Source organism: Clostridia bacterium (assembly GCA_019683875.1).
Taxonomy (GTDB): Bacteria; Bacillota; Sulfobacillia; order RBS10-35; family Bu92; genus Bu92.
Window position 1 is genome coordinate 1 of sequence record JADGHN010000060.1, and the last position, 11,076, is coordinate 11,076.

The 11,076-nt window shown below is 67.5% G+C and carries 9 protein-coding genes and 2 rRNA genes; 2 read left to right on the top strand and 9 right to left on the bottom strand.

From position 1 onward, the window contains the following. Positions 1 to 1,559, bottom strand: a 1,559-nt coding sequence (gene metG / locus IRZ18_06105) for a methionine--tRNA ligase (protein ID MBX5476681.1), incomplete at its 3' end; no start/stop codon positions are given. A 540-nt stretch (positions 1,560 to 2,099) separates the two neighbouring features. Here metG and IRZ18_06110 point away from each other — a divergent pair. After that, complete coding sequence (locus IRZ18_06110; GenBank protein ID MBX5476682.1) at positions 2,100 to 2,366, top strand: AbrB/MazE/SpoVT family DNA-binding domain-containing protein; 267 nt, start codon at positions 2,100 to 2,102, stop codon at positions 2,364 to 2,366. Between the two features lie 39 nt (positions 2,367 to 2,405). On the opposite strand, the gene rsmI is transcribed toward IRZ18_06110, so the two are convergent. From rsmI to IRZ18_06140, 6 genes are all read right to left on the bottom strand, one after another. After that, on the bottom strand, positions 2,406 to 3,260 hold the full coding sequence (gene rsmI, locus IRZ18_06115; GenBank protein MBX5476683.1) for a 16S rRNA (cytidine(1402)-2'-O)-methyltransferase: 855 nt from the start codon (positions 3,258 to 3,260) through the stop codon (positions 2,406 to 2,408). Further along, a complete protein-coding gene (gene holB / locus IRZ18_06120) occupies positions 3,254 to 4,240 on the bottom strand; it encodes a DNA polymerase III subunit delta' (protein MBX5476684.1) in 987 nt (328 codons plus the stop codon). Before holB ends, rsmI begins: the two co-directional genes overlap by 7 nt. Next, positions 4,237 to 4,566, bottom strand: a complete 330-nt coding sequence (locus IRZ18_06125; protein MBX5476685.1) for a cyclic-di-AMP receptor — start codon at positions 4,564 to 4,566, stop codon at positions 4,237 to 4,239. Before IRZ18_06125 ends, holB begins: the two co-directional genes overlap by 4 nt. Beyond that, the gene (gene tmk / locus IRZ18_06130; protein ID MBX5476686.1) at positions 4,563 to 5,186 is read right to left on the bottom strand and encodes a dTMP kinase; all 624 of its coding nucleotides are present in this window, start codon (positions 5,184 to 5,186) and stop codon (positions 4,563 to 4,565) included. The genes IRZ18_06125 and tmk overlap by 4 nt, the downstream gene beginning before the upstream one ends. A gap of 44 nt (positions 5,187 to 5,230) precedes the next feature. Beyond that, positions 5,231 to 6,133 (bottom strand): arginase, encoded by a 903-nt coding sequence (gene rocF / locus IRZ18_06135; GenBank protein ID MBX5476687.1) that lies wholly within the window; start codon positions 6,131 to 6,133, stop codon positions 5,231 to 5,233. Between the two features lie 102 nt (positions 6,134 to 6,235). After that, positions 6,236 to 6,748: a GNAT family N-acetyltransferase gene (locus tag IRZ18_06140; GenBank protein MBX5476688.1), complete on the bottom strand. Its 513-nt coding sequence runs from the start codon at positions 6,746 to 6,748 to the stop codon at positions 6,236 to 6,238. A gap of 116 nt (positions 6,749 to 6,864) precedes the next feature. Between IRZ18_06140 and IRZ18_06145 the strand changes: the two genes are divergently transcribed. Continuing rightward, entirely contained in the window at positions 6,865 to 7,665 is an 801-nt protein-coding gene (locus IRZ18_06145) for a nucleotidyltransferase domain-containing protein (GenBank protein MBX5476689.1), read from the top strand. Between the two features lie 112 nt (positions 7,666 to 7,777). On the opposite strand, the gene rrf is transcribed toward IRZ18_06145, so the two are convergent. Continuing rightward, positions 7,778 to 7,894: ribosomal RNA gene (rrf, locus tag IRZ18_06150) — 5S ribosomal RNA — on the bottom strand. 113 nt (positions 7,895 to 8,007) lie between these two features. Beyond that, positions 8,008 to 10,983: ribosomal RNA gene (locus IRZ18_06155) — 23S ribosomal RNA — on the bottom strand. Positions 10,984 to 11,076 lie beyond the last annotated feature (93 nt).

Sequence of the window (11,076 nt, forward strand, 5' to 3'; positions counted from 1 at the left end):
TCGGCGCGCGCCGGGACGAGCGGCGGAACCTCGGCCGGGTCGAGCCGCGGGAACAGCGGCGCGCCGCGCTGCACGCGCGTCCCCGGCTTCAGGCCGCCCCAGGCGACGTCCTCCCACGTGGCGCCGCGCACCGCCTCTTCGGGAAGCCCGAGTTGCCGGAACAGTTCGACGGATGCCTTCACCAGCACCGGCGACAGCAACAGGCCGGCCACGCGAAGGGTCTCCGCAAGGGCGTACAGCGTGCCCTCCAGCTCCCGGCGCCGCGCCGGGTCGCGCGCCAGCTCCCACGGCGCGCGCTCGTCGGTGAACTTGTTCGCCCGCCGGACGAGGCGGAACACGTGCGCGACGGCGTCGTGCAGGCGCAGTTCGTCCATCGCCGCGGCGTACTCGCGTGCCACTTCGTCCGCCAGGGAGCGCAGCTCCTCGGAGACCGACGCTTCCGGCTCCGGCACGAGGCCGCCGGTGTAGCGCTCGATCATCGCGGTGGTGCGGCTGAGGAGGTTGCCCAGATCGTTCGCAAGATCGGAGTTCGTCCGCTTCAGGATCGACTCGTCCGTGTAGTTCCCGTCCAGGCCGAAAGGCGCCTCCGCCACGAGGTAGTAGCGCGCCGCGTCGAGCCCGTACCGCTCGACCAGGTCCCGCGGGTCGATGACGTTGCCCAGCGACTTCGAGAACCGCTGCCCGTTGCAGTACCAGAAGCCGTGCGCGAAGACCTTCTCGGGCAGCGGCAGCCCGGCGGCCCAGAGCATGGCGGGCCAGATCACGCAGTGAAAGCGCGTGATGTCCTTTCCGATGAGGTGCAGTTGGGCCGGCCAGTACCGCTTGAACCGCTCCTCGTCCCAGCCGAAGCCGGCGCCGGAGAGATACGTGATCAGCGCGTCGAACCACACGTAGACGACCTGGCTCTCGTCCCACGGGACCGGCACGCCCCACGTCTGGTTGGCGCGCGAAATGCTGATGTCCTCAAGGCCGCCTTCCAGGAGCCGCAGGATCTCGTTGCGCCGGCTCTCCGGCTCGATGAAGCCCGGGTTCTGCTCGATGTGCCGCTGCAGGCGCTCTCCGAACGCGGACAGCTTGAAGAAGTAGTTGGGCTCCTCGACCGTCTCGACGGGGCTCTCGTGCCAAGGGCATTTCCCGTCGACGAGGTCTTTCTCCGTGTAGAAGGCCTCGCACGAGCGGCAGTACAGCCCGCGATACGTCGACTTGTACACGTAGCCGTTGTCGTAGATGCGCTGCACCAGGATCTGCACGGCGCGCTCGTGGCGAGGGTCGCTCGTCTGCATGAACTCGGTGTACGAAATGTGAAGAAGGTCCCACGTGTCGCGGAACACGGCCGCCATCCGGTCACAGTATTCCTTGGGCTCGAGCCCGGCCTCCCGCGCCGCGCGCGCGACGTTGAAGCTGTGCTCGTCGGCGCCCACCACGTAGAACACGTCCCTGCCGCGGAGGCGCTGATACCGCGCGATCACGTCGCCCGTCACCTTCTCATACGCGTGGCCGAAGTGGGGATCGCCGTTCGTGTAGTCGATCGCGGCCGTCATGTAAAACGGTGTCTTCATGCTACCCCTCCTCAAAGGAAAGCGGCCGCGTCCCGAAAGGGACGAGGCCGCCTCGTGGTACCACCCTTTTTCCCCGCCGGCTTGCGCCGGCGAGCTCATGCGGTGCTCCGCACCGCGGCGATAACGGAGCCACCGGCGCGGCTACTCCCAGGCCAGCGCCTGCCCGGATTCGCCCGCGCACTCCGGAGCCATGCCCACCTGCGCCGCTGCCGCCGGCTTCCACCGTCCCGGCTCGCTGCGGGTGCGCTCGCAGGCGCCGCTCCATCCTCGCGTTGGTCGTTCCCTGAAGTGGCCCCAATTTTAAGGGGAGCCCACAGGGCTGTCAAATGCCTGCGCCGTTGCCAGACAGGTTTTCCAGAAAAAAGGGGAACCCGAGGGCTGGGTCCATCGTCGAAGAAACGGCAACCGAGTGAGGCGACGACCCCCAAAAACCGGCGCCAATGCGCGAAAGATTGTCGCCGAAAGGCCTTTGACTTTTTTTGCCGGCCGCTGGTAGGATTAGCCGAGAACGGCCCTTAATCGTGGGAAGGGGCGATTCGCATGATCAAGTCCACAGGGATCGTCCGCCGCGTCGACGACCTCGGCCGCGTGGTGATCCCCATCGAACTTCGCCGCACCCTCGACATCGGAGACAAGGACTCGCTGGAGATTTACGTGGACGGGGACAAGATCATCCTGCGCAAGTACGAGCCGGCGTGCGTGTTCTGCGGCAGCGCGCAGAACGTGCAGGTCTTCCGCAACAAGAACATCTGCCAGGACTGCATCGACCAGCTGGCTCGTTCCGCCCGCCTGTCGAGCGCCGTCTGACGCGGCAGTGCATTCGGAACCGGCCGCCTCGCGGCCGGTTCATCGTTCTTCGGGGCTGTCGCGACTGCTTAAGGCGTGCCGGTAGACATCGGACCGTTTCAACCCATGGGCCTTCGCCACGGCGGCCGCCGCCTTCGCGGGCGGCACCCCCTGTTGAAGCATCCGGGCGAGCTCGGCACGCCATGCGTCGCCCGCCTCCCCCGGAGCCTCTTCTGCGGGAGCGGGCGCCACCACGACCGTACACTCGCCGCGCACCGGTTCGGCCTGGCAGCGGGCGTGGAGTTCCGCCGCCGTCCCCCGCATGATTTCCTCGTGGATTTTTGTCAGCTCTCGCGCCACCGCGACGGCGTGCCCACCGCCGAACACCTCCGCGATGTCGCGCAGCAGCGCCGCGAGCCGCAGCGGCGACTCGAACAGCACGAGCGTCGCGCCGCGCGGCCGCCAGTCGCGCAGCAGCGCCCGCCGTTCCGCCGCCTTCCGCGGTGGAAAGCCGAGAAACGCGAAGGGCACGGGGGGAAAGCCGCTGAGCGCCAGCGCCGCCAGCACCGCGCTCGGCCCCGGACAGATCGTGACGGGGAGGCCCGCGCCGGCCACAGCCTCGACGATGCGCTGGCCCGGGTCCGAGACAGCCGGAGTGCCGGCGTCGCTGACCAGCGCGACCGTCTCCCCTGAGCGCACGCGCTCCACGACTTCGTCCGCGCGCGACCGCTCGTTGTGTTCGTGGCAGGAGAAGAGGGGCACGCGGATGTCATAGTGGCGAAGGAGCTTCAGCGTGTGGCGGGTGTCCTCGGCGTAGATCGCGTCCGCGGACCGCAGCGTTTCGAGGGCGCGAATCGTCATATCGCCGAGGTGGCCGATGGGCGTCGCCACCAGCACCAGCCGCCCGTTCACGATGCCGCCCGCCCCGCCCTCGCCAGCCGGACCAGGAGAACCTCGAAGGTCAGCACGGCGTTCACGTTCGCCTGCAGGGCCGCCCGGGCTTCCGCGAGCGCCTCGCGCGCCGCGTCGTGCGCGTGCGGCGGCACCGCCGCGGCGACCGCCTCGGCCGCCGCCGCGTCGCACCACGCGAGCCGGCCGCCCGTGCGCGCCGCGAAGGCGTCGCGCAGCGCCAGTTCCATCCACTCAAGGACGGCGAAACCCCGCCCGTGCCACTCCTTGAGCCGCTCCGCCCACTGCGTCGCGGCGACCGGCCCGGCGCCGAGCCCGTCCGCGAGGACCTCCAACACCCCATCCGCGGCCGCCCGCCACTCGGGATCCTGCACGTACGCCCGCGCGCGGCCGGGGTTGCCGCCCGAAAGCGCCGCCGCCCGGCGGGCCAGCCGCTCCTCCACGCCCTCGGCCACCAGACTGGCCACCACATCCGCCGCCGGCCACGGCCGGAACGGAACGGGGCGGCAACGCGACCGGATCGTCGGCAGGATGGCCTCCGGGCGGCTCGCCAGGAGAACGAACACGGCTCCGGCCGGCGGTTCCTCCAGTTCTTTCAACAGCCGGTTGCCGGCCTCTTCCGTGAGGCGCTCCGCGCCTTCGATCACGACGACGCGCCGGGAAGCCTGGAACGGCCGCCGCGCCACGAACGAGCACGCGTCCGCCACCTGCGCGATGCGCAGCGACGAGCCCTCCGGCTTCACCCAGAGAAGGTCGGGGTGCAGGCGCTCCCTTGCCATGGCGCAGTCGCGGCACGCGCCGCAACCGCCCTCCGGACACAGGAGCGCGGCCGCCCAGGCCTGGGCCGCCGCGTCCTGTCCCAGGCCCGGCTCGCCGTAAAACGCGTACCCGTGGGCCACGCGCCCGCTGCGCAGGTCCCGTTCCAACAGCCGGCCGGCCAAGCCGGGCGCCAGGCCGGCCGCTCCCGCGCCCGGAGCCGGCATCATACCTTCTCGAAACGCTCCACGTTCAGCACGAACACGGTCGCGCCGCCCACCGTGACCTCCACGGGGAACGGCACGTACGAGTCGGTCGCGCCGGCAGCCGAAGACAGCGGCGTGACGAGCTGCTCCCGCGCCCGGCAGACCTCGCGGATGACGCGCAGCACGCTCTCCACTTCCTCGTCGGCGCAGCCGATCAGGAACGTGGTGTTGCCCTCCCGCAGGAATCCACCCGTGCTGGCCAGCTTCGTCGCGCGGTGACCCTCGGCGACGAGCGTCTCCATCAGCTTGACGGCGTCCTTGTCCTGGATCACGGCGACCACCATCTTCATGCCGGCGTCCTCCCTTCGATGAGTCGCGTGACTGCGGTCCAGACCCGGTCGGCGACGACCTCTTGCGGAAGAGAGGCGTCGATCACGACGAACCGCTCCGGCTCCTCTTCCGCAAGCTTGAGATAGGCTTCGCGCACGCGCTCGTGAAACCTTGCGTCCCGGCGCTCGATGCGGTCCGCGTCGCCCTTGCGCCGCGCGCGCGCGAGGGCGGGGTCGACGTCGAAGAGAAACGTGAGGTCCGGCCACCTGCCGGCGACGGCCCAGTCGTTCAGGCGGCGGATCGCCTCAAGGCCCAACTCCAGCCCGCCGCCCTGGTACGCGAGGCTCGAATCGGCGTAACGGTCGCAGACGACCCACTTCCCCGACCGCAGGGCCGGCAGCAGGGCCGCGTCCACCATCTGCGCGCGGGCCGCGGCCATGAGCAGCGCTTCCGCCCGTGGAGACACATCGTATTCGCCCGAAAGCAGGATGGTTCGCAGCGCTTCGCCCAACGGCGTGCTGCCGGGCTCCCGCAGGAACACCGCGTCGACGCCGCGCTCCTGCAAGCGCTGGCACAGAATGCGCGCCTGGGTGGTCTTCCCGGAACGTTCGCCGCCCTCGAACGTGATGAGGCGGCCCATTCCGTCGCGCCCTTCCACGGCCGGGCCCGTCCCGTTCGACACCGTCAAAGGATCCGCTTCCCCAACGCGGACTGGATCAGCTCCACAGCGGTCTGGGCCGTCCGGTTGCCGAGGTCGAGGATCGGGTTCACCTCGACGAACTCCAGCGAGCGCGCCAGGCCGGACTCGGCCACGAGCTCAAGGGCGAGGTGCGCCTCGCGGTACGTGATGCCGCCCGGCACCGGCGTGCCCACGCCGGGCGCGATGTGCGGATCGAGGACGTCGAGGTCGAACGACACGTGCAAGCCCAGCCGTCCTCCGCCCGACGCGATCTCGATGGCGCGACGCATCACGTTCGCGAAGCCGCGCTCGTCGATGTCCTTCATCGTGAACACCGTCACCGTCGACGCCCGCAGCAGCTCGCGCTCCAACGGATCGATGCTGCGCGCCCCGACGATGACCACGTGCTCGTCGCGCACCTTGGGGCCGGGCCGACCGATGTCGACCAGCCTTGGATGGCCGCGGCCGGTGGACGCGGCGAGCGGCATGCCGTGGATGTTGCCACTTGGAGAGGTTTCCGGCGTGTTGAAGTCCGCGTGGGCGTCGATCCAGACGACGCCGATCTCCGAACCCGCGATCGCGTGACCCGCGATGGTCCCCATGGCGATGCTGTGGTCGCCGCCCAGGACGAGGGGCAGGTGTCCCGAACGCAGCGAGTCCGCCACGCGGCGCGCGAGTTCTTCACAGGCGGCGGCGATCTCATCAAGGAACTTGATCGACGGGCCGGCCTGCCGCGTCTCCGGCACCGGCACCTCGATGTTTCCCAGATCCCGCACCGCGGGCACGAGCCCGGCGATGCTCTCGCTCAGCCGCGCGTACCGGATGGCGCTCGGACCCATGTCGGTGCCGCGGCGGCTCGCGCCGAGGTCGAGCGGCACGCCGATGATGTCGATGGGCTTGTCGGCCATGGACGGGACGGCACCTCCGGTCTCCATCATACCCGATGGCGGGAAAGCGCCGGAGGAATCGGCCAGGCGCCGGGAAAACGGCCGCTCACGTGCCTGAGCGGCTCACGCGTCGAGCGCCTTCTCCAGTTCGATCTCGTCACGGACGGGGATGCCGTCGTCCCCGACGAGCGGGATCGCCGGCTTCAGCTTGCGCGCCTCGTCGATGGCGCCGGGATATACGGCCACGAGGCGGTATCCCTGCCGCTGGTAGAACCGCAGCGCGTTCAGGTTGTCGTTCGACGTGATCAGCCAGACGCGCTTCGCCCCTGCCGCGCGCGCGGCCTGCTCCACGTGCCGCAGCAGCGCCGAGCCGACACCCCGGCCCGGCACGATCGCGTTGAGGCTGAGGAGTTCGCACCCGTCGGCGTCGACGCGGAACGCCGCCGCGCCGGCCCGCTCACCTCCGCGCCAGGCGACCAGCGCGTGCGCGTCGTCCACGTGATGCACGCGGCCCTTGGTGACCATGACCTCGCCGCCCCACTCATCGCGCCAGAGCTTGCGCAGCCACTCGCGGTCCGAAGCCACCTCCGGCGGGGCGACGCGGATCTCTGCTTCGTGATCGCTCGGGTTCGTCATTCGCCGCTCACCTCATCGCCGCAACCGGCGCTCCACGGAGTCCACCTTATCGATCGCCTCCAATGATATAGTGAGGCCGCCGCGCCCCGTGCCGCGTGAATGGAGGATGGCCCCAGGTGTCCCGTCTGCAGGCCGTTGTCGATCGCTTGAGAGCGTCGTATCCGGACATCCTCGCGATCCTGCTGGCCGGCAGCCACGCCCGCGGCGACGCCGGCCCGTACAGCGACGTCGACATGACCGCCGTCCTGCGGCGGCCGCGGCGCATCGACTACATCGCTTTCTGGCCGGAGGAAGACGGTCGCCCGCTGCACGTGTCGATCGACCTGACGACCAAGCGCAGGCTTCTCGAATCCCAGCGGCGACCCGCCAAGTGGAGTCTGGGCCTGCCGGCCCGGCAGGCCGTCCGCGTGCTCTGGGCCGCGGACCCGGACCTGGCCGGCCTCACCGAGTTGCGCCATCCGGCGGGGCCGGGAGAGCTGGAAGACTTTCTCGAATGTGCCGGCAAGGTCATGAACGCTCGCCTGCGCGGCGACGAACTCGCCCTGCGCACGGCTGCCCGCGGGTTGGCCGAGCGCTGGCCGGCGCTCGTCGCGCCCCTGAACCCGCCCGTCGTGGCCGAAAGCCCGCTCCACGCATGGCGCCTCGCCCTCGCGTTTCCGAACGTGGCAGCCCACAGCGCGGACGACCTGCTCGTGTGTCTCGGCCACCGTCCCGCATCCATGGAGGAGGTGCACCGGCACGCGATGCGCCTCGCCGCCGGCACCGTGGAACAGCTTCGGGCGGCGCTTGCGCAGGGGAACCCGCTGGAGTGGCTCGGCCTGCCCGACCTTCGCCCCCAGCTGCGCGACGGCACCCTCTTCCGTGCGTTCGGCGGCTTCGGCGGCGCATCGCCAGGCGAACCGGCACACGCGGGATGAAACTGCTCGCGAACGCATGAGCGATGTCGCGCACGCGGTGCTCGACGCGCGCTTGAGACGAGCAATACGGAAAGCCGGTTCCCGTATGGGGAACCGGCTTTCTTGAAAGAGATTTCGGCGGCGTCCTACTCTCCCACGCGGTCGCCCGCGCAGTACCATCGGCGCTGGAGGGCTTAACGGCCGTGTTCGGAATGGGAACGGGTGGGACCCCTCCGCCATGGCCACCGAAAACCTGGAGCGGTGCACATGCCGCAAAGCGGCGTTTGCACCCTGACAGCCGCACAGTGGGTGGGATTCGCAGCAGCCCGTGACGGTCACGGGCGTGAGCGCGAGAGAAGGAAAGCGGTCAAGCCCTCGACCGATTCGTACCGGTCAGCTGAGACGGTTGCCCGTCTTACACCTCCGGCCGATCAACCTGGTGTTCTTCCAGGGGTCTTACCTCGTTGACCGAGTGGGAGACCTCATCTTGGGGGGGGCTTCGCGCTTAGATGCTTTCAGCGCTTATCCCAGCCGGACATGGCTACCCAGCGGTGCCGTGGGCACGACAGCTGGTACACCAGCGGTCCGTCCTTCCCGGTCCTCTCGTACTAGGGAAGACTTCCCTCAAGTCTCCTGCGCCCGCGATGGATAGGGACCGAACTGTCTCACGACGTTCTGAACCCAGCTCACGTACCGCTTTAATCGGCGAACAGCCGAACCCTTGGGACCTGCTCCAGCCCCAGGATGCGATGAGCCGACATCGAGGTGCCAAACCTCCCCGTCGATGTGGACTCTTGGGGGAGATCAGCCTGTTATCCCCGGGGTAGCTTTTATCCGTTGAGCAACGGCCCTGCCACCAGGTACCGCGGGATCACTAAGCCCGACTTTCGTCCCTGCTCGAGATGTCTCTCTCGCAGTCAAGCTCCCTTGTGCCTTTGCACTCCACGCACGATGTCCAACCGTGCTGAGGGAACCTTTGGGCGCCTCCGTTACCGTTTAGGAGGCGACCGCCCCAGTCAAACTGCCCACCTGACACGGTCCCCCACCCGGTTCACGGGCTGGGGTTAGAACCTTAGCCAGACAAGGGTGGTATTCCACCGGCGGCTCCACCGAGGCTGGCGCCCCAGCTTCCAAGCCTCCCACCTATCCTCTACATGTCTGACCCAGATCCAATGCCAGGCTGCAGTAAAGCTCCACGGGGTCTTTCCGTCCAGTCGCGGGTAACCAGCATCTTCACTGGTCCTACAATTTCACCGGGTCCCCTGCCGAGACAGCGCCCAAGTCGTTACACCTTTCGTGCGGGTCGGAACTTACCCGACAAGGAATTTCGCTACCTTAGGACCGTTATAGTTACGGCCGCCGTTCACTGGGGCTTCGGTTCGAAGCTTCGGCTTGCGCCTAACCTCTCCCCTTAACCTTCCAGCACCGGGCAGGTGTCAGCCCCTATACGTCGCCTTTCGGCTTCGCAGAGACCTGTGTTTTTGGTAAACAGTCGCTTGGGCCTATTCTCTGCGGCCCCCTCGGGCTCTTCACCCTACCGGGGCACCCCTTCTCCCGAAGTTACGGGGTCATTTTGCCGAGTTCCTTAGCAGGGGTTCTCCCGCGCGCCTTAGGCTTCTCGCCTCGCCTACCTGTGTCGGTTTGCGGTACGGGCACCCCCGTCCTCGCTAGAAGCTTTTCTTGGCAGTGTAGGATCGGCCCGTTCGGTACTCCATTCCCTCCCCATCACCCCTCGGGATACGGCCGGACGGATTTGCCTATCCGGCCCCCTCGGTGGCTTGGACGGACACGACCAACGGTCCGCGGTGCCTACCTTCCTGCGTCACTCCTTCGCTCAAACGGACGGAAGGTGGTACAGGAATCTCCACCTGTTGTCCATCGGCTACGCCTTTCGGCCTCGCCTTAGGCCCCGACTAACCCTGAGCGGACGAACCTTCCTCAGGAAACCTTAGGCTTTCGGCGGACAGGATTCTCACCTGTCTTTTCGTTACTCATGCCGGCATTCGCACTTCCGTACGCTCCAGCCGTCCTCGTCGGTCGACCTTCGCTGCTGTACGGAACGCTCCCCTACCACTCTTGCGAGTCCGCAGCTTCGGTGCTCCGCTTCAGCCCCGTTACATTTTCGGCGCAGAGGCACTCGACCAGTGAGCTATTACGCACTCTTTGAATGATGGCTGCTTCTAAGCCAACATCCTGGTTGTCTTAGCGCCTCCACATCCTTTCCCACTTAGCGGAGACTTGGGGACCTTAGCTGGCGGTCTGGGCTGTTTCCCTCTTGACGACGAAGCTTATCCCCCGCCGTCTGACTCCCACGATTCCACAGGCGGCATTCGGAGTTTGAATGGGTTCGGTAACCGGTGAGGCCCCTAGCCCAATCAGTGCTCTACCTCCGCCTGCTACCTCGTGAGGCTAGCCCTAAAGCTATTTCGGGGAGAACCAGCTATCTCCGGGTTCGATTGGAATTTCTCCGCTACCCACAGCTCATCCCATGGTTTTTCAACACCAACGTGGTTCGGGCCTCCACGACCTCTTACAGCCGCTTCACCCTGGCCATGGGTAGGTCACCCGGTTTCGGGTCTACGCCCTACGACTTCGCGCCCTGTTCAGACTCGGTTTCCCTTCGGCTCCGGACCTTAGGCCCTTAACCTCGCCGTAGAGCGTAACTCGCCGGCTCATTCTTCAATAGGCACGCCCTCAGCCCCTTGGGCTTGCGCCCCATAGGCCTCGGACTGCTTGTAGGCACACGGTTTCAGGTTCTCTTTCACTCCCCGCCAGGGGTGCTTTTCACCGTTCCCTCACGGTACTCTGCGCTATCGGTCGCTAAGAGTGTTTAGCCTTGGAAGGTGGGCCTCCCAGCTTCCCACGGGATTCCTCGTGTCCCGTGGTACTCGGGATCCTGTCCCAGGCCGGCCACGAACCTTTCGCCTACGGGGCTCTTACCCTCTCCGGCAGGCCTTCCCAGACCTTTCGGCTAGATCCGTGTCCCAACCCGAAGCTGCCGCAACAGCTTCCGGACAGTCCCACAACCCCGGCGACGCAACGCTTGCGGGCTTCCACGCCGCCGGTTTGGGCTCTTCCCCGTTCGCTCGCCACTACTAAGGGAATCTCGGTTGATTTCTTTTCCTCAGGGTACTGAGATGTTTCAGTTCCCCTGCTGGCCTCCTCGTGCCCTATGGATTCAGGCACGGGTGACGGGTGTTCCCACCCGCCGGGTTCCCCCATTCGGACATCCCCGGATCGACGCCTGTTTGCGGCTCCCCGAGGCTTTTCGCAGCTTGCCACGTCCTTCTTCGGCTCTTAGCGCCAAGGCATCCACCGTGCGCCCTTTCTAGCTTGACCAGCTACCTTCTCCCTCGCGCCTTCGGCCCGTGAACGTCACGGACGTCCACAAACCCCGGCACAAGGAGATCGGCTACGCCGGTTCCCCTTCGC

Coding starts and splice junctions, on each gene's coding strand:
- IRZ18_06110 (MBX5476682.1), top strand. CDS start 2,100: ATGATCAAGTCCACAGGGATCGTCCGCCGCGTCGACGACCTCGGCCGC.
- holB (MBX5476684.1), bottom strand. CDS start 4,240: ATGATGCCGGCTCCGGGCGCGGGAGCGGCCGGCCTGGCGCCCGGCTTG.
- IRZ18_06125 (MBX5476685.1), bottom strand. CDS start 4,566: ATGAAGATGGTGGTCGCCGTGATCCAGGACAAGGACGCCGTCAAGCTG.
- tmk (MBX5476686.1), bottom strand. CDS start 5,186: ATGGGCCGCCTCATCACGTTCGAGGGCGGCGAACGTTCCGGGAAGACC.
- rocF (MBX5476687.1), bottom strand. CDS start 6,133: ATGGCCGACAAGCCCATCGACATCATCGGCGTGCCGCTCGACCTCGGC.
- IRZ18_06140 (MBX5476688.1), bottom strand. CDS start 6,748: ATGACGAACCCGAGCGATCACGAAGCAGAGATCCGCGTCGCCCCGCCG.